The organism is Stenotrophomonas sp. LARHCG68, assembly GCF_052871705.1.
The window spans coordinates 14585-35352 of the sequence record NZ_JBIXJV010000006.1; the positions used below are offsets into that span (position 1 = coordinate 14585).

At 65.7% G+C, this 20768-nt stretch carries 21 protein-coding genes; 17 read left to right on the top strand and 4 right to left on the bottom strand.

Features of this window, described 5'->3' with window-relative positions; all coding sequences use genetic code 11:
* Positions 1–66: 66 nt before the first annotated feature.
* Positions 67–333, top strand: coding sequence for a hypothetical protein (locus tag ACIPR8_RS16560; protein WP_132865979.1), 267 nt, complete (start codon positions 67–69; stop codon positions 331–333).
* A gap of 27 nt (positions 334–360) precedes the next feature.
* Here the strand turns inward: ACIPR8_RS16560 and ACIPR8_RS16565 are convergent, their stop codons facing one another.
* A complete protein-coding gene (locus tag ACIPR8_RS16565) occupies positions 361–774 on the bottom strand; it encodes a winged helix-turn-helix transcriptional regulator (RefSeq protein WP_192285614.1) in 414 nt (137 codons plus the stop codon).
* A 119-nt stretch (positions 775–893) separates the two neighbouring features.
* Here ACIPR8_RS16565 and ACIPR8_RS16570 point away from each other — a divergent pair, with 119 nt between their 5' ends.
* The gene (locus ACIPR8_RS16570; protein WP_446541722.1) at positions 894–1772 is read left to right on the top strand and encodes an SDR family oxidoreductase; all 879 of its coding nucleotides are present in this window, start codon (positions 894–896) and stop codon (positions 1770–1772) included.
* Positions 1773–1865: 93 nt separating this feature from the next.
* On the opposite strand, the gene ACIPR8_RS16575 is transcribed toward ACIPR8_RS16570, so the two are convergent.
* Positions 1866–4142, bottom strand: a complete 2277-nt coding sequence (locus tag ACIPR8_RS16575) for an FdhF/YdeP family oxidoreductase (RefSeq protein ID WP_446541723.1) — start codon at positions 4140–4142, stop codon at positions 1866–1868.
* Positions 4143–4473: 331 nt separating this feature from the next.
* Positions 4474–5334: a formate dehydrogenase accessory sulfurtransferase FdhD gene (gene fdhD / locus ACIPR8_RS16580; protein WP_446541724.1), complete on the bottom strand. Its 861-nt coding sequence runs from the start codon at positions 5332–5334 to the stop codon at positions 4474–4476.
* A 132-nt stretch (positions 5335–5466) separates the two neighbouring features.
* Between fdhD and ACIPR8_RS16585 the strand changes: the two genes are divergently transcribed.
* On the top strand, positions 5467–5706 hold the full coding sequence (locus ACIPR8_RS16585) for a hypothetical protein (RefSeq protein ID WP_446541725.1): 240 nt from the start codon (positions 5467–5469) through the stop codon (positions 5704–5706).
* Complete coding sequence (locus ACIPR8_RS16590) at positions 5703–6032, top strand: hypothetical protein (RefSeq protein ID WP_446541726.1); 330 nt, start codon at positions 5703–5705, stop codon at positions 6030–6032. The genes ACIPR8_RS16585 and ACIPR8_RS16590 overlap by 4 nt, the downstream gene beginning before the upstream one ends.
* Here ACIPR8_RS16590 and ACIPR8_RS16595 read toward each other — a convergent pair.
* Positions 6026–6430 carry a ribonucleotide reductase subunit alpha gene (locus ACIPR8_RS16595; protein WP_192285626.1) on the bottom strand — a complete coding sequence of 135 codons (405 nt, stop codon included), beginning with the start codon at positions 6428–6430 and terminating at the stop codon, positions 6026–6028. The genes ACIPR8_RS16590 and ACIPR8_RS16595 overlap by 7 nt on opposite strands.
* A gap of 186 nt (positions 6431–6616) precedes the next feature.
* Between ACIPR8_RS16595 and moaA the strand changes: the two genes are divergently transcribed.
* The 13 genes from moaA (at position 6617) to ACIPR8_RS16660 (ending at position 20753) form a co-directional block, all read left to right on the top strand.
* A complete protein-coding gene (gene moaA, locus ACIPR8_RS16600) occupies positions 6617–7597 on the top strand; it encodes a GTP 3',8-cyclase MoaA (RefSeq protein WP_192285628.1) in 981 nt (326 codons plus the stop codon).
* Positions 7598–7605: 8 nt separating this feature from the next.
* Positions 7606–8625: a bifunctional molybdenum cofactor biosynthesis protein MoaC/MoaB gene (gene moaCB / locus ACIPR8_RS16605; RefSeq protein ID WP_446541846.1), complete on the top strand. Its 1020-nt coding sequence runs from the start codon at positions 7606–7608 to the stop codon at positions 8623–8625.
* The gene (locus tag ACIPR8_RS16610; protein ID WP_446541727.1) at positions 8622–9878 is read left to right on the top strand and encodes a molybdopterin molybdotransferase MoeA; all 1257 of its coding nucleotides are present in this window, start codon (positions 8622–8624) and stop codon (positions 9876–9878) included. The genes moaCB and ACIPR8_RS16610 overlap by 4 nt, the downstream gene beginning before the upstream one ends.
* Positions 9875–10135: a MoaD/ThiS family protein gene (locus tag ACIPR8_RS16615; protein WP_192285632.1), complete on the top strand. Its 261-nt coding sequence runs from the start codon at positions 9875–9877 to the stop codon at positions 10133–10135. Before ACIPR8_RS16610 ends, ACIPR8_RS16615 begins: the two co-directional genes overlap by 4 nt.
* A 1-nt stretch (position 10136) precedes the next feature.
* Positions 10137–10640, top strand: a complete 504-nt coding sequence (locus tag ACIPR8_RS16620; RefSeq protein ID WP_446541728.1) for a molybdenum cofactor biosynthesis protein MoaE — start codon at positions 10137–10139, stop codon at positions 10638–10640.
* Positions 10606–11187: a molybdenum cofactor guanylyltransferase gene (gene mobA, locus ACIPR8_RS16625; RefSeq protein ID WP_446541729.1), complete on the top strand. Its 582-nt coding sequence runs from the start codon at positions 10606–10608 to the stop codon at positions 11185–11187. The genes ACIPR8_RS16620 and mobA overlap by 35 nt, the downstream gene beginning before the upstream one ends.
* Entirely contained in the window at positions 11184–11531 is a 348-nt protein-coding gene (locus tag ACIPR8_RS16630; protein ID WP_446541730.1) for a DUF7009 family protein, read from the top strand. The genes mobA and ACIPR8_RS16630 overlap by 4 nt, the downstream gene beginning before the upstream one ends.
* A gap of 168 nt (positions 11532–11699) precedes the next feature.
* Positions 11700–13115 (top strand): NarK family nitrate/nitrite MFS transporter, encoded by a 1416-nt coding sequence (locus ACIPR8_RS16635; RefSeq protein ID WP_446541731.1) that lies wholly within the window; start codon positions 11700–11702, stop codon positions 13113–13115.
* A gap of 69 nt (positions 13116–13184) precedes the next feature.
* On the top strand, positions 13185–16928 hold the full coding sequence (locus tag ACIPR8_RS16640) for a nitrate reductase subunit alpha (protein ID WP_192285643.1): 3744 nt from the start codon (positions 13185–13187) through the stop codon (positions 16926–16928).
* Positions 16928–18472, top strand: coding sequence for a nitrate reductase subunit beta (gene narH, locus ACIPR8_RS16645; protein WP_192285645.1), 1545 nt, complete (start codon positions 16928–16930; stop codon positions 18470–18472). The genes ACIPR8_RS16640 and narH overlap by 1 nt, the downstream gene beginning before the upstream one ends.
* Positions 18469–19149 (top strand): nitrate reductase molybdenum cofactor assembly chaperone, encoded by a 681-nt coding sequence (narJ, locus tag ACIPR8_RS16650; protein ID WP_446541732.1) that lies wholly within the window; start codon positions 18469–18471, stop codon positions 19147–19149. The genes narH and narJ overlap by 4 nt, the downstream gene beginning before the upstream one ends.
* Positions 19149–19856 carry a respiratory nitrate reductase subunit gamma gene (gene narI, locus ACIPR8_RS16655; protein ID WP_446541847.1) on the top strand — a complete coding sequence of 236 codons (708 nt, stop codon included), beginning with the start codon at positions 19149–19151 and terminating at the stop codon, positions 19854–19856. Before narJ ends, narI begins: the two co-directional genes overlap by 1 nt.
* Before the next feature lie 3 nt (positions 19857–19859).
* Positions 19860–20753, top strand: a complete 894-nt coding sequence (locus tag ACIPR8_RS16660) for a peptidylprolyl isomerase (protein WP_446541733.1) — start codon at positions 19860–19862, stop codon at positions 20751–20753.
* The last annotated feature ends 15 nt before the right edge of the window (positions 20754–20768 follow it).

Consider the following 20768-nt stretch of genomic DNA (forward strand, 5'->3'; position numbering starts at 1 on the left):
TCCTGTTGGGCTGGTTATTTGTGATGCGTGACTTTAAGGTGCGCGGGTCGCTGGAGAATTGAAGCAATGCAGGACGAGAACACCCCACAAGCCGATGCCCCGCGCAAGCGTGGCCGTCCCAAGATCTACAGCGAACCGCTGACCCAGGCCGAACGCGCCCGTCGTTATCGGGCCAAGCGCGCCAACGATTTCAGCCCGCCGGCGGAGATGCGTGATGCCACGTTGATCGATGCGGTGCGCTGGGGCATCAACCAGAAGCATGCGTCGCTGGACCTGTACCTGGAGGAGTTGGTACGCCGCTTCCACAGCAAGGGTGCCGACGCCCTGAAGTAGGTGCCGCCGCACCATGGGCGCGCCGGGTCAGTCCGGCGGGGATCCCTGCGATGCCTGCTGGATGCGCGCCAGGTTCACCTCGAACCAGTCGGCCAGGGCCGCCACATGCGTGGCCACTTCCTCGCCCAATCCGGTAAGGCTGTACTCCACCCGCGGCGGGACCACGGCATGGGCGGTCCTGCGCACGAAACCATCTGCTTCCAGGCGCTTGAGCGTCTGCACCAGCATCTTCTCGCTGATGCCATTGGTCATGCGGCGCAGCTCTGCGTAGCGCTGCGTGCCCTCGCGCAGGGCAATAAGGCACAGCACGCCCCACAGGCTTGTGACATGCGCGAAAGCTTCGCGTGATTGGCAATTGTCCTGGCCCGTGAACAGGTCACCGCGACGCACGCGGTCGGACAGTGTCGGTGCCGGATCGGGTTGAGGTTGCTGACTGCTCATTGCACTTACCGAACGGTGCGTACTTCCAACCGGGACAGGCACTCAATATTCTCCCGGGCCTTCCGATCGTCAAGTCATCCAACCGGATGCACGACGGCGCACTTCCTGGAGAACATGCAATGGCCATCCTTGTCACCGGCAGCACCGGTCATACCGGGCGTGAAGTGGTACGGCTGCTGGCCGGGCGCGGCGCCGAGGTGCGGGCGCTGACCCGCTCTCCCGCCGCAGCGGGGTTCCCGCCGGGCGTTGCCGCGGTGCAGGGGGAGCTGGCCGATGTGGCGGGCATGCGCGCCGCGCTGGCCGGCATCTCCACGCTGTTCCTGCTGGCGCCCAATGTCGGCGATGAGCTGCAGCAGACGCTGACGGTGCTGAACCTCGCGCGGGAGGCCGGCGTGCGCGGCGTGGTCTACCTGTCGGTCTACCAGTGCGAGCTGCATCCGCAGGTGCCTCACTTCGCCTGCAAGGTGGCGGCGGAACGGATGATAGAGGCCACCGGCATGGCGGCGAGCATCCTGCGCCCGGCCTTCTTCATGCAGAACGACTTGTCGTTGAAGGATGCACTGGAGGCGGGGTGCTATCCGCATCCGGTCGGGCACCGCGGCATGGCATACGTGGACACCCGTGACATCGCGCAGGTCGCGGCCGATGAACTGCTGCGCCGCGAGCATGCAGCGGATGCACTGCCGTTGGTCCGTCATGACCTGGTCGGGCCGGACAACCTCACCGCCAGCGACCTCTGCGCTGGATGGGGCAGGGCACTGGGCCGCGACATCGCCTATGCGGGTGATGACCTGGTGGGCTTCGAGCGGGAGCTGGCAGGCCACGTGCCGGCCGGCTTTGCGCATGACCTGCGGATGATGTTCCAGGGGTTCCAGCAGCAGGGTTCGCCGGCCACCCCGCAGACCGTCGCCCGGATGACGGCGCTGCTGGGCAGGCCGCCGCGCAGCCATGCCGCTTTTTCCGCCGAGGTAGCGGCGCGCTGGCGCCCGGCCAATTGAATCTGTCGCCGGCGGCGGGCAGCGACAGGGCAGGAAGGGAGGCCTGGAAGCCGATGCTTCCGGGCATCCCCAGCCCACAGGCGGTGAACAGGGCTATGCCAGGGTGACGTGCACTGGCACCGACTTGTAGGAAGGTGTTCCACTCGTCGGGTCAATGTAGTTCAGCGGGATCAGGCAGTTCCCTTCAGGGTAGTAGGTCGCCACGGAGCCCCTGGAGATCCTGTAGCTGATGGCGATCACGTTCTCCAGGACCCGGTCCCCCTCGTTGTCCAGTGCCGTCCTCACCCGGACCTGGTCGCCCTGCTGGATGCCGCGGTCATGCATGTCTTCTTCGTTCATGAAGACCACGTCACGCCGGCCAAAGACACCACGGTAGCGATCATCCAGGCCGTAGATCGTGGTGTTGTACTGGTCGTGGCTACGCAGGGTGGCCAGCTTCAGGACCGCCTCGTCCGACGCCACGGGGTCCTCGGCCACGCCGGAGAACCGGAGAAACTCCGCCTTGCCGGAGGCCGTGGGCCAGATGCGCTCAGTGGGGGGCAGCGGTAGGCGGAAGCCGCCGGGAATCCGGATCCTGGCGTTGTAGTCCGAGAAATCCGGGAACACCGCTTCGATGGCGTCACGTATCAGGTCGTAATCGGCCACCAGGTCCATCCACTGCACACGGCTTGACGGCAAGGTTGCAGCGGCCATGCACGCAACAATCGCAGGCTCGGAGCGGAGCTCTTCGGAGGCGGGTTTCAGCTTTCCACGTGACGCATGCACCATCGACATGGAGTCTTCCACCGTGACGGCCTGGGGCCCCGTGTCCTGGATGTCCTGCTCGGTTCGACCCAGGCAGGGCAGGATGAAGGCATGCTTGCCCACCAGCAGGTGACTGCGGTTGAGCTTCGTGGCGATGTGGACGGACAGCTCCAGCTTGCGCATGCCCGCGAAGCAGGCCTCCGCGTCGGGCAGTGCCACCCCCAGATTGCCGCCGAGGCAGATGAGCACGCGCGAGCGGCCATCAATGATGGCCTGCATGGCAGCAACGGCATCATGGCCATGCGCGCCGGGAGCACGGAACCCGAACCGTCGTTCGATCCGGTCGATCATCTCGGCGCTGGGTTTCTCGGTGATGCCGACGCTGCGATCTCCCTGGACATTCGAGTGGCCGCGCAACGGGCAGATGCCCGCGCCGGGCTTTCCGATATTGCCCCGGAGGAGTAGAAGGTTGGCAATCTGCTGGACGTTGCCGGTGCCGGTGCTGTGCTGGGTGACGCCCATGCCATAGGTGACGATGGTCGCTTTGGACTTGGCGTAGGCTTGCGCGACCTTGCGCAGGTCCTCCTCGGACAAGCCGGATTCAGACACGATGCCCTGCCAGGAGGTCGCACGCAGATCCTCGGAAAAAGCATCGAAGCCATTGGTATGGCGTTGGATGAATTCACGGTCCAGGATGCCGGCCGCTTTCCCTTGTTCGGCCTCCATCTCGAGCAGCGCCTTCATGATGCCCTTCAGGGCGGCGGCGTCCCCGCCAATCCGTGGCTGCAGGTAGGACGAAGCAATTTCCGTCGCACCAAAGGTCGCCATCTCCAGCGCGTCCTGTGGATCGGCGAAACGCTCGAGCGCACGTTCGCGCAGGGGGTTGAGGACGATGATGGGGGCGCCGCGCCGTGCGACTTCGTGAAGCGTTCCCATCATGCGGGGATGATTGGTTCCGGGGTTGTGGCCGATCGCGATGATGAGCTCGCACGTGTCGAAGTCATCCAGCGAGACGGTTCCCTTGCCAATCCCGATCGACTTCGGCAGGCCGACGCTCGTTGCCTCGTGGCACATGTTGGAGCAATCGGGGAAATTGTTCGTCCCGTACTCCCGGGCGAAGATCTGGTAGAGGAACGCGGCCTCGTTGGAGGCCCGACCGGAGGTATAGAACTCGACCATGTTGGGGTCGGGCTGCTCACGCAGGATCTGCCCGATGCGGTTGAACGCCTCGTCCCAGCCGATGGCTTCGTAGATGTCTTTCTCGGCGTTGTAGGCCATCGGGCTGGTCAGGCGGCCCTGGTCTTCCAGCTGGTAATCCGACCATTCCAGCAACGCCGAAACAGTGTTGGATGCGAAGAAGTCCGGCGTGACCCGTTTCCGGGTCGCTTCCCAGGTGACGGCCTTTGCGCCGTTCTCGCAGAACTGGAAGGTTGAGGTGTGCTTGCGGTCCGGCCACGCGCATCCCGGGCAATCGAATCCCTCGGGCTTGTTGGTCCGGTACAGCGTGGCTGCAGCCTCCGGGGCTGCCATCTGCTCACTGATCGCTTTGGCAGTTGCCCTGAGTGCTCCCCAGCCACCTGCCGGCGCATCGTACTTGCGGATGCCGGGGATGTCCTTCTCGGTCATGACGATGCCTCACTTGTCCAGGTACATCGAAGGAGGGTTGGCCGGGTGGAACGGCTGGTGGTGGCGCCTTCAGCTGGCATGATCCGCCCGGCGCAACTGCAGCGGCCACCGGATTGCGTTGCTGCCCAGACGCCTGCCGAGACCAGCGCCCGGGGCCATCAAAAAGGAACGACCCCATCCAGTGGCGTGCGGCCCCCTCGGCATGGCGGCAACATTGAACGCCGGATTGTTGATTCCATGTGAGTTTCCGCACGGGGGCATCCGGTCCTTTCCCCCCGGGGCTCGGCGCCCACAATGCCGACGTCAGGCCCGATGGCGCGTTCGCCAATGTTCAGCAAAGGGGAGTGTCCGTCTCGAAGCCGAGCAGTCTTTCGGGGTGTGCGTACACATTGAATCCGTCCTGACGGGCAAAGCCGACCAGGCAGATGCCTGCTGCCTTGGCCAGATCGATGGCAAGGGCTGTCGGCGCAGAAACGGCAGCGACAATGGCCATCCCTGCGTGCGCCGCCTTGCTCACCATTTCATAGCTGGCCCGGCTGGAGATCAGAACAAGGCCCGCCTCTGTCGAGAGGGACTGGCGGTGCATCGCGCCGGCGAGCTTGTCCAGCGCGTTGTGTCGTCCGACATCCTCGCGAACAAGGACGATTCGACCGTTGCGATCCACCCATGCCGCGGCATGGGTCGAGCCGGCCAGCGTGTTCAGGGGTTGCATCCTGCCAAGCGAAGCCAAGGCGAATCGCAGGGAGGCGACCGGGTATGTCGCGGGACTTTCCAGCGGCGGGGGCATGCGCATCACATCCTCCAGCTGTCGGGCCCCGCATAGCCCGCAGCCACTGCGCCCCGGCAATCCCCGTGCCGCGGCAGGCGGCAGCGAGGTGACCGGTGCAGTGTGCGATACCCGCATGCACAGCTCGATGCCCTCGATGCAGGGCCTGACTTCCACGCCGAGTAATTCCGAGGCGTGTTGAATCAGGCCTTCGCTCATCGAAAAGCCCAGCGCAAAGTCTTCCAGGTCCGCGGGCGTGGCCATCATGACCGAGAACGCAACGCCGTTGTAGCGCATTGCAACCGGGACTTCCTCGGCAATACGGTCAATCACCGTGCTTCGTTCGCCAGCACGCCAGCGGAGCGTCGGCCGACCCACGATTCCCGGGAGCAGGTCATCAGCAGGAGCGGGGTCGGATTCGGACATCGGGGCAGCGACCTGGCGGATTGGCTAAACGCTGTGGAGACCGGGCAGTGGCTCGTTGGCCGGAGGATAGCTCAGAAATCTGGCCGGTCCGTATGGTGGGGCTGGCAATTCCGGAGGCGGTGGGGCAGGCCGATGTCGCTGCGGGTGGACAGCCGATGGACAGGCATCTCTGTCGGCGGCGGTCCCGAGCCGGGGCTCCATGGCATTGCCATATCCGGCGACTGTGCCAGCATCGGTGGCCAGGCCATGTTCACGCCGTTCTGCCTGGCGACGACGGAATCGTGGCTGCATGCCATTGAAGTTGACGCTGCCGGTGTTCAGGCGCAAGCTCGCCGCACATGCATTGGTTCCATCCAGCAGGAGGACTCATGACTGTCGCAAGCCCGCTGCCGGCGTCGGGCGGCCATCCATCCCCTTCGCCACTGGGTCGTGTGTTCTGGCTGTTGGGCGTGATTCCAAGCAACCTGCTGTGGGCAGTGGCCCTGTGGGCCCTGGCCCAGGGAATGACCCCGTTGATGCTGGGCACCTTTGGGGTGCTGCTGGTGTACACCGGCTGGATCATCCCGACCGTTTGGCGTGCCGCCCCTTCCGCGCACAACCCCAACTATGGCGTGGCCGCACGCGGCCTGACCGTGGCCTGGGGGCTGAACACCGTGCTGGTGATCTTCTTCCTGACCCTGCAGCAGGTTGCTCAGTAGAACTGGACCGGGTTGCCGTCGCGGTCGAAGGCCGCGAACCGGCTGATCTGGCCGTCATTGATGGCATTGACCATCAGCTGTAACGGTTGACTGGCTTCATCACTGGAAGGAGGGATGCCTGCGCGCCCGTCCAGCGCGGCGACGAAGACCAGGTCCCATGCGATGCCGGTCGTATTGGATTCGGTTGCCAGGGCCGCGAAGGACGTCAGTTCATGCGGGGCCTTGTCCACGCACAGTACCGGGGACAGGGTTCCGCCTTCACCGTTGCCGTGCCGCTGGTGCTGGTCCGAGGTGGGTGATTCGGGCAAGTCCGCGCGCACGAAGACGAACAACAGACGCTGGGGTTGCTGCTGCTGGGCCGCCGCGTGCAGCAGGCCATCAAAGTCGTTGAGCATCATGGTTGTGCCAGGTGGCGTGGGGCAGTGCCGGCATGCTGCCACAGCGCAGGACAGTCCGGCAGGGCAGGGATTGATTTAAGTCATGTCACCGGCGGGTTGTCCCCCGTAGGCTGGCAGCCAGTTGATGCGATGAGGGCGCACCGGGTTGCCGGGTGAACAAGCGTGGAGTCACGAGGTGGAACAGCCATGAGCCAACTCACCGATGGCTTCGGTCGCAGTTTTCCCTATCTGCGCCTGTCGCTTACCGAGGCCTGCAACTTTCGTTGCAGCTATTGCCTGCCTGACGGGTACCAGGCTGATGGCCGGCCGCAGTTCCTGGCGGTGGAGGAGATCGGGCGGCTGGTTCGGGCGTTTGCCGCGCTGGGCATGTACAAGATCCGACTGACCGGTGGCGAACCCAGCCTGCGCAAGGACCTGGAGCAGGTGATCCAGACCGTCGCGCGCGTGCCGGGCATCGACAAGGTGGCCATCACCACCAATGGTTGCCTGCTGCCGCGCCGCCTGCCCGGCTGGCATCGCGCCGGCCTGACGGCCCTGAATGTCAGCATGGACAGCCTGCGCCGCGAGCGGTTCCATGCCATCACCGGCCATGACCGCCTCCCGGAGGTGCTGGAGGGCATCGCGTTGGCCCAGCAGCTGGGGCTGCAGTCGATCAAGCTCAACGCCGTGCTGTTGCGGGGACGCAACGACGACGAACTGCCGCAATGGATGGAATTCCTGCGTGAGCGGCCAGTGAGCGTGCGATTCATCGAACTGATGCGTACCGGCGACAACCGGGCGTACTTCGAACGCCACCATCTGGATGCCGACGTGGTCATCGAACAGCTGCACGCGGCCGGCTGGCAGCAGCGTCCACGCGCGGCCGATGCCGGCCCGGCGCGCGAGTTCACCCATCCTGATTACCGCGGCAGCTTCGGCATCATCGCCCCGTACTCGCGCGACTTCTGCAAGGGTTGCAACCGCCTGCGGGTCACCGCGCGCGGTGACCTTCGCTTGTGCCTGTTTGGTGATTTCGGCATTGCGTTGCGGCCTTTGCTGCAGTCCGACGATGACCACGACGCACTGCTTGCACGCATTACCACCCAGCTCGGCCTGAAGGCCGCCGGGCATGGGTTGCACCAGGGCCTGACCGGGCTCACCCCGCACCTGGCTTCCATTGGAGGATGAACAACACGATGAGTGGCGCGATGAATGCAGCCTTCCATATGGCCGATGTCCGCGACAAGCGCATCACCCGGCGCCGGGCCGTGGCGGTGGGAGAGTTGTTTGCCGGCCCGGTGGCGTACCCCTTGATCGTCGAACGCCGCTTGCCCAAGGGGGACGCGCTGATGATGGCGGAAATCGCCGGCCTGCAGGGCGCGAAGATGGCATCGGCGTTGATGCCGTTGTGCCATCCGCTGCCGCTTGAGCTGGTGCACGTGTACTGCGCGGCGGTGCCGGAGCGGCAGGCGATCCGCGTGTGGTGCGAATGCGCCAGCGAGGCCCGTACCGGTGTGGAAATGGAAGCGCTGGCGGGCGTGAATGCCGCGCTGCTCACCCTGTATGACCTGAGCAAGCCGGTGGAGCCGGCGTTGGAGATCGGCAGCATCCGCCTCCTGTTCAAGGAGGGCGGGAAGCGCGGGTTGTGGTTGCATCCGCAGGGCATGGATGACGAGGAGCGTGAACGCTTCAAGCCGCGCCCGCCGCGCGGCTTGCAGGGGGCACGCTGCGCGGTGCTCACCTTGAGCGACCGCGCCAGCCAGGGCACGTACGCCGACCAGTCCGGCCCCTTGCTGGTCGAAGGGTTGAAGGCGATGGGCGGCGTGGTCGACGCGGCGCAGGTGCTTGCTGATGGCATCGAGCCGCTTGCAGGCACCTTGCAGGCCCTGGCCGATTCGGGCGTGCGGGCTTGCCTGTGCACCGGCGGCACCGGATTGGGGCCGCGCGATCTCACACCGGAGGCCTTGCAGGCGGTGGGTGGGCGGCGCGTGGAAGGCCTGGCGGAAATGCTGCGCAGTCTGAGCGCGCAGCACACGCCGTTGGCCTGGCTCAGCCGGGCCGATGTGGTGCAGGTCGGCGGCATGCTGGTGTTCGCACTGCCCGGCAGCCCGCGTGCGGTCGGCCAGTGCCTGGAGATCATCCGCCCGGTACTGGGGCATGCGCTGGCGATGATGGACGGCCTCGGCCACGGCCAGCATCGCGAGACGGACGCATGATCAGCTACGCCGACGCCTTGCAGCACTTGATGGACGCCGCCTGGCCGATGCCGGTCGAACGTGTCGACGTGGCGCATGCCGAAGGACGGGTGCTGGCCGAGGCGGTGGGCAGCGTGCAGGATCTCCCCCCCTTCGACAACTCCGCCATGGACGGCTTTGCGTTGCGTGCCGATGGCGTGGAGATCGCCGCCGGCAGCAGCTTCACGGTTCAGGGATGGCAGGCCGCCGGTGATGCTGCGGTACAGGGAGGCAAGGGCGCCTGGGAGATCATGACCGGCGCGCACATGCCGGCCGGGTTGGACAGCGTGGTGCCGGTGGAGCAGGTGGAGGTGCTGGAAGCGCATCTGGACCGGCCGTTGCGCATCCGCTTGCGCGAGGCGGTCAGGCCGGGCCAGCACGTTCGCCTGAGAGGCCAGGACGTGGCACAGGGCGAGGTAGTGCTGCCGCAAGGCACGACGCTGGACGTCAATGCGGTCACCTTGCTGCATGCGCTTGGCATCACCACCGTGCAGGTCCCCCGCCGCCCGCCGGTGGCGGTGATCACCACCGGCAAGGAACTGGTCAGTGATGGGGCACAGGCTCTGGAGCCAGGGCAGATCCGCGACAGCAATCGCCCTTATCTGGTCAGGCGCCTGCAGCAGGCCGGCGCGGATGTCGTGTGGCAGGGCGCGGTGGGGGACGAACCCGCTATGTTCCTGCAGGCCCTGGACCAGGCGACGGCCGCCGGTGCGCGCGTGCTGATCAGCACCGGCGCGGTGTCGCAGGGCAGGTATGACTTCATTCCCGATGCACTGCGTGGCCGTGGCGCGCGCATCGTCTTCCACAAGGTCGCCATACGGCCGGGCAAACCGTTGCTGTTCGCGCGGCTTGCCGATGGCGCGTTGTACTTCGGCCTGCCAGGCAACCCGATTTCCGCTGCGGTGGGGCAGCGCTTCTTCGTGGAGCCGGTGCTGCGGCGCATGCTCGCGATGGTGGACGAGCAGGCGTTGCAGCTGCCCCTTCAGGCGGACCTGCGCAAGCCGCCGGGGTTGCGGGTGCATCTGCGCGCCCAGGTCGTGGCTGATGCCACGGGGAGCCTGTCGGTCAGGGTGCTTGCCGGTCAGGAATCCTTTCGTTTGAAAACCCAGCTCCACGCCAACGCCTGGGCGATCGTCGATGGCGCGGACGACGTTGTCCGCGCTGGGACACGCGTGCAGGTGCGGGGCCTGGGGCACCGCGATCCGGTGTGGTTGTTGATGCAGGAGATGTCATGAAGCAGATACAGGTGCAGTTGTTCGGCGCGTTCTCGGAACTGGACCCGAGCCGCGAGATCGTCGTACAGACTGAAGGCGAGCGGGTGGGCGACCTGCGCCGGGCGCTGCGTGCGTTGCTGGCCCGGCAATGGCCGCAGTTCAAGGCCGGGTTGCTCGACTATTCGGCGTTCGCCGATGAGCGCCAGGTGCTGCGGGACGGCGATCGCCTGCCCGAGGACGGGCGCGTGGCGATCCTGCCGCCAGTGAGTGGAGGCTGACATGGGCGGTCAACACGCGTGGAAGGTGGTGGACCGCACGGTCGCGGCCATTGACCCGGCCGAGGCCATCGCCGCGGTATCCGATGCGGGTTTCGGAGGCATCGACGTGTTCATCGGCAAGGTGCGCGACCTCAACCAGGGGCGTGCAGTGCGGGGCATTACCTACGACCTGTTCGAGCCCTTGGTGATGCAGGAGATCGGACGGTTGGTCGCCGAAGTGGAGGCGCAGTTCGGCCCTCGCGTCACGCTGTATGTCGCCCACGCCAAGGGGCGGTTGGCGGTGGGCGAGGTTGCGGTGGTGGTCGCGGCGGGAACGCCGCACCGGGATGCGGCGTTCCGCGCGTGCCGCCAACTGATCGAGTCGGTCAAGCACCGCCTGCCGATCTGGAAGCAGGAGCACTACGAAGATGGCGACAGCGCCTGGAGCGAAGGCTGCAGCCTGTGCCAGGACACAGCCGAAGTGGATGGCCATGCACACGCCCACGGCCAGCCAACCCACTGCTGAAGCCGGGGCGATCGCCGGTATCGTGCTGGCCGGTGGCCTGTCCTCGCGGATGGGCCGCGACAAGGCCCTGCTGCCATGGCAGGGCGTGCCGTTGCTGGTGCACATGCAGGCGTTGCTGCAACAGGCCGGTGCAGATCCGGTCCGGGTCAGCGGGGACTATCCGGCGTGGAACGGCATCGTTGATTGCGTGCCGCGCTGCGGCCCGCTGGGTGGGCTGTACAGCGCGTTACGTACGCTGGCCGATGGACCCGTCTGGGTGGTGCCGGTGGACATGCCACGACTGGATGCCCGCCTGTTGATGCAATTGCGTGACGCGCCCCACAGCCGCTGTGCGCGGTTCGTCGGGCAACCGCTGCCAATGCGGTTGAACATTGATGCCGCTTGTCGCAATCTTCTGGCGTCCATGCTCCAGGACCCGGACGGGCCCCGTTCGCTGCAGGCGCTGCAGCGGGAACTGGGCGTACTGGAGCTGCCGCTCGACGCGACTGATGCGGCACACCTGGTCAACTGCAATACCCCCGCACAATGGGAGGACGTTGCATCATGAAGATCCAGCTGCAGCAGCAATCGGTCCGCCTGCGAATCGACGAGGCGGAGCTTGCGCATCTGCTCGACGCTGATGTGCTTCGCAGCGTTACGTCCTTCGGTCCTGCCGGCGGTTTCTCGCTGGCGCTGCAACTGCAGGACGACAGCCATCCCGCACTGATGGCGGAGGGCGAAGGGTATCTGCTGAAGCTGCCACGCGAAGGGGTCCTCGCACTGGCTGCGCGCCTGCCCAGCCGTGATGGCGTCGCGTGGGACGTGCCTGCCGGCATGCAGGTGCTGCACGTGGAGTTCGACGTGGATGTACGTGACAGCATTCGCCAGCGAGGCGTCGCGCGCCGCGCCTGAGCATCGCATCGGCACTGCGTTTGACATTTGTCAGAGATACCCAACGAAAGCGCATTCGATTGATCTAGATCAACCCCGCCATCCGGCGCGCTCGGCCTAATGACGCCACGACGACGGGGAACACGCAGACACAGCAGCTCGTCGTCATTCCATAGCCCGGAGCCATGTATGACCGTCGATAGCGAACGTGCAACACGCAAGGACACCGCCGGACGCGTCATCACCGACTGGCGCCCGGAGGACCCTGCCTACTGGGAGCAGAAAGGGCAGCGGGTGGCAACGCGCAACCTGGTCATCTCGATCCCCGCGCTGCTGCTGGCGTTCTCGGTCTGGGTGATGTTCTCCGCCGTCTCGATCAGCCTGCCGCGCATCGGCTTCGATTTCACCACCGACCAGTTGTTCTGGCTGGTGGCCTTGCCCAGCCTGTCCGGCGCGACGCTGCGCATCTTCTATTCGTTCGTCATCCCGATCTTCGGCGGCCGGCGCTGGACCGCACTCTCCACTGCATCGTTGTTGCTGCCCACGCTGTGGCTGGGCTTTGCGGTGCAGAACCCGGCCACGCCGTTCTGGGTGTTCGTCTGCATCGCCATCCTGTGCGGCTTCGGCGGGGCCAACTTCTCCTCGTCGATGTCCAACATCTCCTTCTTTTACCCGAAGCAGCGACAGGGCATGGCGCTGGGCCTGAACGCCGGGCTGGGCAACGTCGGGGTGTCGGTCTCGCAGCTGGTCATCCCGCTGGTGATCACGGTCGGCGTGTTTGGTGCGCTCGGAGGAAAGCCGCAGCCGCTGGTTGATGGCAGCGGGCAGATGTTCCTGCAGAACGCCGGCTTCATCTGGGTGCCGGCGATCGCGATTGCTGCGGTGGCGGCCTGGTTCGGCATGAACGACCTGACCAGTGCGCGCTCGTCCTTCTCCGAGCAGGCGGTGATCTTCCGACGCAAGCACAACTGGTTGATGTGTTGGCTGTACATCGGCACGTTCGGTTCCTACATCGGCTTCTCGGCCGGGTTCCCGATGCTGGTCAAGAGCCAGTTCCCGGACGTCAACCCGATGACCTACGCCTTCATCGGACCGTTGCTCGGAGCGCTGATGCGCTCGGTCGGCGGCAGCATGGCTGACCGCTGGGGCGGCGCGCGCCTGACGTTCTGGGTGTTCGCGCTGATGATCGCGGCAGTGTTCGGTGTGCTGCAGTTCCTGCCAAACCACGGTGTGGGCGGCAGCTTCCCGGGATTCCTGGTGTCGTTCATGGCCCTGTTCGTGCTCAGCGGCATCGGCAACGGCACCACGTTCCGGATGATCCCGGTGATCTTCCGGACGCTGCACGAACGCCGGTCGGCCGGCGCCGATGCCGAGGGAAAGAAGGCTGCCGCGCACCAGGCCAGCATCGAGTCCGCCGCGGTGGTGGGGTTCTCCGGGGCCATCGGCGCCTACGGTGGGTTCTTCATCCCGAAGAGTTACGGCTCGTCGATCACCCTGACCGGTGGTCCCGACATGGCGCTGTACGGATTCATTGCGTTCTACATCACCTGCCTGGCCGTTACCTGGTGGTGGTACTACCGGCGCGGGGCCGAGACCCCCTGCTGACAACGCAGTGCACCGCAGCCAGATCACACACATAGCCACGATGCAGAAGTCCGCGAAGGGAGATTCACCATGAGCTATTTCCTGGATCGCTTGCAGTTTTTCAAGCGTGACCCACAACCCTTTGCCGATGGCCACGGGTTCAGCAAGAGCGAGAGCCGTGACTGGGAGAACAGTTACCGCGCCCGCTGGCAGTACGACAAGATCGTGCGTTCCACCCACGGCGTGAACTGCACCGGCTCGTGCAGCTGGAAGATCTACGTCAAGAACGGGCTGGTCACCTGGGAAACCCAGCAGACCGATTACCCGCGCACGCGCCCGGACCTGCCCAACCACGAGCCGCGCGGGTGCCCGCGTGGCGCCAGCTACTCCTGGTACCTGTACAGCGCCAACCGCCTGAAGTACCCGCTGATCCGCGGCACGCTGCTGCGCATGTGGCGGCAGGCGCGCAAGACGATGTCGCCGGTGGAGGCATGGGCCAGCATCGTCGCCAGCCCGGAGAAGTCGCGCGAGTACAAGCGCCGGCGTGGCATGGGCGGCTTCGTGCGGCTGTCGTGGGACGAGGCCAACGAGATCATCGCCGCCTCCAACCTGCACACGGTGAAGGAGTACGGCCCGGATCGCGTGGTTGGCTTCTCGCCGATCCCGGCGATGTCGATGGTTTCCTATGCCGCCGGTGCCCGCTACCTGTCGTTGCTGGGCGGTGCCTGTCTGTCGTTTTACGACTGGTACTGCGACCTGCCGCCGGCGTCGCCGCAGATCTGGGGCGAGCAGACCGACGTGCCTGAATCGGCCGACTGGTACAACAGCCGCTACATCATTGCCTGGGGTTCGAACGTGCCGCAGACGCGCACGCCCGACGCGCACTTCTTCACCGAGGCACGCTACAACGGCACCAAGACCGTGGCGGTGTGCCCGGACTACTCCGAGCTGGCCAAGCTCACCGATCACTGGCTGCATCCCAAGCAGGGCACCGACGCGGCATTGGCGTTCGCCTTCGGCCACGTGATCCTGCGCGAGTTCCATGTCGACCGGCCTTCGCAGTACTTCCAGGACTACTGCCGGCAGTACTCGGACATGCCGATGCTGGTGCACATCGAGCAGCGTGCCGACGGCCGTCAGGTGCCAGGGCGCTTCCTGCGCGCCAGTGAACTGGGCGGGCTGGGGGAGACCAACAATCCGGAATGGAAGACGCTCGCCTTCGACGAGAACAGCGGTGACCTCACTGTTCCGAACGGCTCGATCGGGTTCCGCTGGGGCGAGAAGGGCAAGTGGAACATCGAGGAGAAGGCCAGTGATGGCCACCCGACACGCCTGCGCCTGAGCCTTGCAGACGCACATGAAGGCATCGAAGCAGTGAGCTTCCCGTACTTCGGTGGCGTGGAGAGTGACGGCTGGACCGCAGCGCCGTTCGAGGACGTGCTGGAACGGAACATCCCCGTGCGTCGCCTGCAGTTGGCCGATGGCAGCAGCGCGCTGGTGGCGACCGTCTACGACCTGCTGCTGGCTCAGTACGGCGTGGATCGTGGCTTCGGCGGCGGCAATGTCGCGCGCAGTTTCGACGAGAACGTGCCGGGCACGCCGGCGTGGCAGGAGCGGATCACCGGTGTGCCCCGCGCCGAGGTAATCGAGATCGCCCGCGAGTTCGCACGCACCGCCGACAAGACGCATGGCCGCAGCATGATCATCGTCGGCGCCGGCATGAACCACTGGTTCCACAACGACATGAACTATCGCGGCCTGATCAACATGCTGGTCATGTGCGGCTGCGTGGGGCAGACCGGTGGCGGCTGGGCGCACTATGTGGGTCAGGAGAAGCTGCGTCCCCAGACCGGTTGGCAACCGCTGGCCTTCGGCCTGGACTGGAGCCGCCCGCCGCGGCAGATGAACGGTACCTCGTTCTTCTACTTCAATACCGGGCAATGGCGCTACGAGAAGCTGCAGGTGGACGAGCTGCTGTCGCCGCTGGCCGATGCCAGCAAGTACAGCGGCAGCCTGGCCGACCTCAACCTGCGCGCGGTGCGCATGGGCTGGCTGCCGTGTGCGCCGCAGCTTGATCGCAACCCGCTGGCATTGGTACGCGAGGCCGAGCAGGCCGGCGTCGCCCCGGCCGACTACGCGCTGGGCAAGTTCAAGGACGGTTCGCTGGACTTCGCCTTCGCCGACCCGGATGCCGCACAGAACCACCCGCGCATGATGTTCATCTGGCGCTCCAACCTGCTGGGCTCCTCGGGCAAGGGCCACGAGTACATGCTGCGCCACCTGCTCGGCACCCGCCATGGCCTGCAGGGCAAGGACCTGGGCGAGATGGGGGCGATCAAGCCGGAGGAAGTGAAATGGCGTGACGAGGCACCGGAGGGCAAGCTCGACCTGCTGGTCACGCTCGACTTCCGCATGTGCACCACCGCGCTTTACTCGGACATCGTGTTGCCCACCGCCACCTGGTACGAGAAGGACGACCTCAACACCTCGGACATGCACCCATTCATCCATCCGCTGTCCAAGGCGGTGGACCCGGCCTGGGAATCGCGTAGCGACTGGGAGATCTTCAAGGGCGTGGCCCGATCGGTGAGCGAGATGGCGCCGGGCGTGCTCGGGGTGGAGAAGGACCTGGTGCTGGTCCCGACCCTGCATGACAGCCCGAACGAGCTGGGCATGCCATTCGGCGTCACCGACTGGAAGAAGGGCCAGTGCGAGGCTGTCCCGGGCAAGACCATGCCGAACATGGCGGTGGTCGAGCGCGACTATCCCAACCTGTACCGCAAGTTCACCTCGCTGGGCCCGCTGCTGGACAAACTCGGCAACGGTGGCAAGGGCATGAGCTGGGATACAAGGCACGAGGTGGAATTCCTCGGCAAGCTCAACCACACCGTGCGCGACGCCGGCGTCAGCCAGGGCCGCCCGGCCATCGACACGGCCATCGATGCGGCCGAGGTGATCCTGCACCTGGCCCCGGAAACCAACGGCCATGTCGCGGTCAAGGCGTGGGAGTCGCTGGGCACATTCACCGGCCGTGAGCACACCCATCTTGCGGTGGGCAAGGAGCACGAGGCGATCCGCTTCCGTGACATCCAGGCGCAGCCGCGCAAGATCATCTCCTCGCCGATCTGGTCCGGCCTGGAAGACGACAACGTCAGCTACAACGCCGGCTACACCAACGTGCACGAACTGATTCCGTGGCGCACGCTCACCGGGCGCCAGCAGTTCTACCAGGACCACGAATGGATGATCGACTTCGGTGAAGCGTTGATGGGCTACCGTCCGCCGGTCAATACGCGCACGGTGGAACCGCTGCTCAACCAGCGTCCGAACGGCAACAAGGAGATCGTGCTGAACTGGATCACGCCGCACCAGAAGTGGGGCATCCACAGCACCTACAGCGACAACCTGATCATGCAGACGCTGTCACGCGGTGGCCCGATCGTATGGCTCAGCGAGGATGATGCGCGCAGCGCCGGCATCGAGGACAACGACTGGATCGAGTTGTTCAACGTCAATGGCGCCATCGCCGCCCGTGCGGTGGTCAGCCAGCGCGTGATGCCCGGCATGGCGATGATGTACCACGCGCAGGAACGCATCATCAACGTTCCCGGCTCGGAGATCACCGGCACCCGCGGCGGCATCCACAACTCGGTGACCCGCATCGTGCTCAAGCCCACCCACATGATCGGCGGCTACGCCCAGCTGGCGTGGGGGTTCAATTACTACGGCACGTGCGGCACCAACCGCGATGAGTTCGTGATCGTGCGCAAGATGGAAAAGGTCGATTGGCTGGACGGCGAAGACGCCGTGGTGGCAGCACGGGAGGTGGTGTGATGAAAGTACGTGCACAGATCGCGATGGTGCTGAACCTGGACAAGTGCATCGGCTGCCATACCTGCTCGATCACCTGCAAGAACGTATGGACCTCGCGTGAGGGCGTGGAGTACGCCTGGTTCAACAACGTGGAGACCAAGCCGGGCATCGGCTACCCGAAGGAATGGGAGAACCAGGACAAGTGGAACGGGGGGTGGGTACGCACGCGTGCCGGCAAACTGGTACCGCGCGCCGGTGGCCGCTGGCGGATGCTGGCCAAGATCTTCTCCAACCCGGACCTGCCGCAGATCGACGACTACTACGAGCCGTTCGATTTCGACTACCAGCACCTGCATGACGCGCCGGAGGTCAAGCATCAGCCTACCGCGCGGCCGCGCTCGCTGATCAGCGGGCAGCGCATGGAGAAGATCGAATGGGGCCCCAACTGGGAGGAAATCCTGGGGACGGAGTTCTCCAAGCGCGCCCGCGACTACAACTTCGACAAGGTGCAGAAGGAGATCTACGGCGCCTTCGAGAAGACCTTCATGATGTACCTGCCGCGCCTGTGCGAGCACTGCCTGAATCCGGCCTGCGTCTCGGCCTGTCCGTCCGGGGCGATCTACAAGCGCGAGGAGGACGGCATCGTGCTGATCGACCAGGACAAGTGCCGCGGTTGGCGCATGTGCGTGTCGGCCTGCCCGTACAAGAAGATCTACTACAACTGGAAGAGCGGTAAGTCCGAGAAGTGCATCTTCTGCTACCCGCGCATCGAGATGGGCGAGCCCACCGTGTGCTCGGAGACCTGCGTGGGTCGCATCCGCTACCTGGGTGTGATGCTGTACGACGCCGACCGCATTGCCGAGGCCGCATCGGTGGCCGCCGAGAAGGACCTGTACCAGGCGCACCTGGATATCTTCCTGGACCCGAACGATCCGGCCGTCATCGCGGCCGCGCGCAACGAGGGAATCCCCGACAACTGGCTGGAGGCCGCCCGGCAATCGCCGGTATACAAGCTGGCCATCGACTGGAAGCTGGCATTGCCGCTGCATCCGGAATACCGCACCTTGCCGATGGTGTGGTACGTGCCGCCGCTGTCCCCCATCCAGTCGGCCGCAGAGCGGGGACATGTGGGCATGAATGGTGAGTTGCCAGACGTTGCCTCGCTGCGGATCCCGGTCCGCTACCTGGCCAACATGCTTTCGGCCGGTGACGAAGCGCCGGTGGTGCGCGCCCTGGAGCGCCTGATGGCCATGCGCGCCTGGCGCAGGGCGATGAACGTGGATGGGGTGGAGGACCTGCGTGCGCTGGAGCAGACCGGCCTGACGGTCGCCCAGGCCGAGGACATGTACCGCTACCTGGCCATCGCCAACTACGAGGATCGCTTCGTGATTCCCAGTGGGCACCGCGAGTACGCCAACGACGCCTTCGGCGAGCGGGGCGGCTGTGGCTTCACGTTCGGAAACGGCTGCAACGGCGACAGCCCTGCCGACCTGTTCAGCCAACGCAAGAGCACCACCTATGAGGTGCACCCCAACCGCCAGCACCGCCATGAGGTGATCAAATGAGCCTGCTCAAGTTGATCGGGGTGTTGCTGGACTATCCGCGCGATGAGCTGTGGCAGCACGGGGAGGAACTGCGCCAGGCCTGCGACGAACCCGCGCTGTCGCCGGCCCGCCGCGCGCAGTTGCGGGCGTTCGTGGACCAGCTGCTGGGCAGCGACACACTGGATGCGCAGTCGGCGTGGCTGGCCACCTTCGACCGGGGCAGGGCGATGAGCCTGCTGTTGTTCGAACACATCCATGGTGAATCCCGCGACCGCGGGCAGGCGATGGTGGACCTGGTGGATGCCTACCGCCGTAACGGCTTTGCGCTCAGCGCCAAGGAGCTGCCGGACTACCTGCCATTGCTGCTGGAATACCTCTCGCATCGCCCACAGGCCGAAGCCAAGGATTGGCTGCACCACATCGGCCACATCGCCGGCATGCTCGCAGCCCGCGCGGCCGAGCGCGAACTGCCGCATGCGGTGCTGCTGGAAATCCTGGTCGAGGCCGGTGAAGGCAGGGTGGACCTGGCCCTGCTGCGCCAGCGCGCCGGCGAGGAAGTGCGCGACGACACCGCCGAAGCCATGGATGCGCTCTGGGAGGAGGAAGCCGTGCGCTTCGGCAGCGAGGCCCCGTCCGAAGACTGCAAACCGCCACATCGTTCACCGGCACGCGCCGTGCACCGGGAGATCCAGCCATGATGAGCTACTACCTGCACCAATTCGCCTTCCAGTACTACCCCTACATCGCCGTCGCGGTGTTGCTGATCGGCAGCTGGGCACGCTATGACAGGGCCATGTACACCTGGCGCACCGGCTCGAGCCAGTTGTTGTCCGACCGTGGCATGCGCATCGGCAGCAATTGTTTCCACATTGGCATCCTGGCCATCCTCGGCGGTCACCTGGTCGGCCTGCTGACCCCGCATGCGCTGTACGAGCACTTCATCACCTCCTCGCAGAAGCAGCTGTTGGCGATGGTGGTGGGCGGCTTCTTCGGTGCGCTGTGCTTCGTCGGCATCAGCATCCTGCTGGTGCGGCGCCTGACCAACGCGCGCGTGCGTGCCACCGGCAACGTCGGTGACACCCTGGTGCTGGTGCTGCTGTTCGCGCAGCTGTGCTTGGGGCTATACAGCATCAAGGCCTCGGCCGGGCACATGGATGGCGGCGTGATGGTGATGCTGGCCGAGTGGGCGCAGCACATCGTGACCTTCCGTGCCGGCGCCGCGGACTTCATCACCGACGTCAACTGGGTCTACAAGGCCCACATCTTCCTGGGCCTGACCCTGTTCCTGATCGCCCCGTTCACCCGGCTGGTGCATGTGTGGAGCATTCCGGTCAGCTACCTGTGGCGTCCGTACCAGGTGGTACGCCGCCGTCAGGCCACGCTGCGCTATGGGCCGAGGGAGTAAGCCATGGGCACGCTGCCGAAGATCCTGCCGATCACGATCATCGATTCGGCCCAGCCGGTGCCCGCCGAAGCGGGCCACCACCACGACGACACGGGACAAGGCCCACGCTCGCTGGGGCAGCCGGCGCCTTGCCACCTGTTCGTTGATGGCCTGGCCATCAGTGAAGCCGACATCGCCCGCGAGATGCAGTTCCACCGGGCCATGCGCCCGGAGCAGGCACGCGCCGACGCCGCCCGTGCGTTGGTGGTGCGCGAGCTGCTGCGGCGCGAGGCTCAGCGCCTCGGGCTGGAAGAGGGGCAGGGCGATGGCCACCCGACCGACGAGGAAGCACGCATCCAGCGCCTGATCGAACAGGTATTGGAGGATCGTGTTCCCAGCGAGGAAGATTGCCGACGCTATTTCAGCCAGAACCCGGAGCGCTTCCGCTCGCCGGACCGCATCCGGGTTCGGCACATCCTGCTGGCGGCGCCGGCCGATGATGTCGCCGGGCGCTTCAAGGCACGTACCGAGGCCGAGAAAGTGATCGCCGAGTTGCAGGTACAACCGCATCTGTTCGCCGATCTGGCGGCCCGTCATTCACAGTGCCCATCGAGCACCGAGGGCGGGGAGCTGGGCTGGCTGCAGCGTGGCCAGACCACCCCCGAGTTCGACCGCCAGGTATTCCGGCTGCGCCAGGGCCTTGCGGGGTTTCCGGTGGAGTCGCGATGGGGATACCACGTGGTGAACGTGGACGCGCACGAGGCCGGCGTGGCATTGGGCTTCGAGCAGGTGTTGCCGCAGATCCGCGATTACCTGGAGCTGCAGGTGCGCCAGCGTGATGTGCAGCAGTTCCTGCTGGAACTGCGCGAGCGCTACCCGGTCAGCGGGCTGGACGAAATCGAGGCCCAGGCCGAGTAAGTTGTTTTCCTGAAG

Excerpts from the sequence above, each read along its gene's own strand:
- moaA (WP_192285628.1), top strand. The coding sequence starts at position 6,617 with ATGAGCCAACTCACCGATGGCTTCGGTCGCAGTTTTCCCTATCTGCGC.
- ACIPR8_RS16635 (WP_446541731.1), top strand. The coding sequence starts at position 11,700 with ATGACCGTCGATAGCGAACGTGCAACACGCAAGGACACCGCCGGACGC.
- ACIPR8_RS16590 (WP_446541726.1), top strand. The coding sequence starts at position 5,703 with ATGACTGTCGCAAGCCCGCTGCCGGCGTCGGGCGGCCATCCATCCCCT.
- ACIPR8_RS16615 (WP_192285632.1), top strand. The coding sequence starts at position 9,875 with ATGAAGCAGATACAGGTGCAGTTGTTCGGCGCGTTCTCGGAACTGGAC.
- ACIPR8_RS16575 (WP_446541723.1), bottom strand. The coding sequence starts at position 4,142 with ATGACCGAGAAGGACATCCCCGGCATCCGCAAGTACGATGCGCCGGCA.
- ACIPR8_RS16560 (WP_132865979.1), top strand. The coding sequence starts at position 67 with ATGCAGGACGAGAACACCCCACAAGCCGATGCCCCGCGCAAGCGTGGC.
- narI (WP_446541847.1), top strand. The coding sequence starts at position 19,149 with ATGAGCTACTACCTGCACCAATTCGCCTTCCAGTACTACCCCTACATC.
- ACIPR8_RS16640 (WP_192285643.1), top strand. The coding sequence starts at position 13,185 with ATGAGCTATTTCCTGGATCGCTTGCAGTTTTTCAAGCGTGACCCACAA.
- ACIPR8_RS16595 (WP_192285626.1), bottom strand. The coding sequence starts at position 6,430 with ATGATGCTCAACGACTTTGATGGCCTGCTGCACGCGGCGGCCCAGCAG.
- narH (WP_192285645.1), top strand. The coding sequence starts at position 16,928 with ATGAAAGTACGTGCACAGATCGCGATGGTGCTGAACCTGGACAAGTGC.
- fdhD (WP_446541724.1), bottom strand. The coding sequence starts at position 5,334 with ATGTCCGAATCCGACCCCGCTCCTGCTGATGACCTGCTCCCGGGAATC.
- ACIPR8_RS16620 (WP_446541728.1), top strand. The coding sequence starts at position 10,137 with ATGGGCGGTCAACACGCGTGGAAGGTGGTGGACCGCACGGTCGCGGCC.
- ACIPR8_RS16630 (WP_446541730.1), top strand. The coding sequence starts at position 11,184 with ATGAAGATCCAGCTGCAGCAGCAATCGGTCCGCCTGCGAATCGACGAG.
- ACIPR8_RS16610 (WP_446541727.1), top strand. The coding sequence starts at position 8,622 with ATGATCAGCTACGCCGACGCCTTGCAGCACTTGATGGACGCCGCCTGG.
- narJ (WP_446541732.1), top strand. The coding sequence starts at position 18,469 with ATGAGCCTGCTCAAGTTGATCGGGGTGTTGCTGGACTATCCGCGCGAT.
- ACIPR8_RS16660 (WP_446541733.1), top strand. The coding sequence starts at position 19,860 with ATGGGCACGCTGCCGAAGATCCTGCCGATCACGATCATCGATTCGGCC.
- moaCB (WP_446541846.1), top strand. The coding sequence starts at position 7,606 with ATGAGTGGCGCGATGAATGCAGCCTTCCATATGGCCGATGTCCGCGAC.
- mobA (WP_446541729.1), top strand. The coding sequence starts at position 10,606 with ATGCACACGCCCACGGCCAGCCAACCCACTGCTGAAGCCGGGGCGATC.
- ACIPR8_RS16570 (WP_446541722.1), top strand. The coding sequence starts at position 894 with ATGGCCATCCTTGTCACCGGCAGCACCGGTCATACCGGGCGTGAAGTG.
- ACIPR8_RS16565 (WP_192285614.1), bottom strand. The coding sequence starts at position 774 with ATGAGCAGTCAGCAACCTCAACCCGATCCGGCACCGACACTGTCCGAC.
- ACIPR8_RS16585 (WP_446541725.1), top strand. The coding sequence starts at position 5,467 with ATGTCGCTGCGGGTGGACAGCCGATGGACAGGCATCTCTGTCGGCGGC.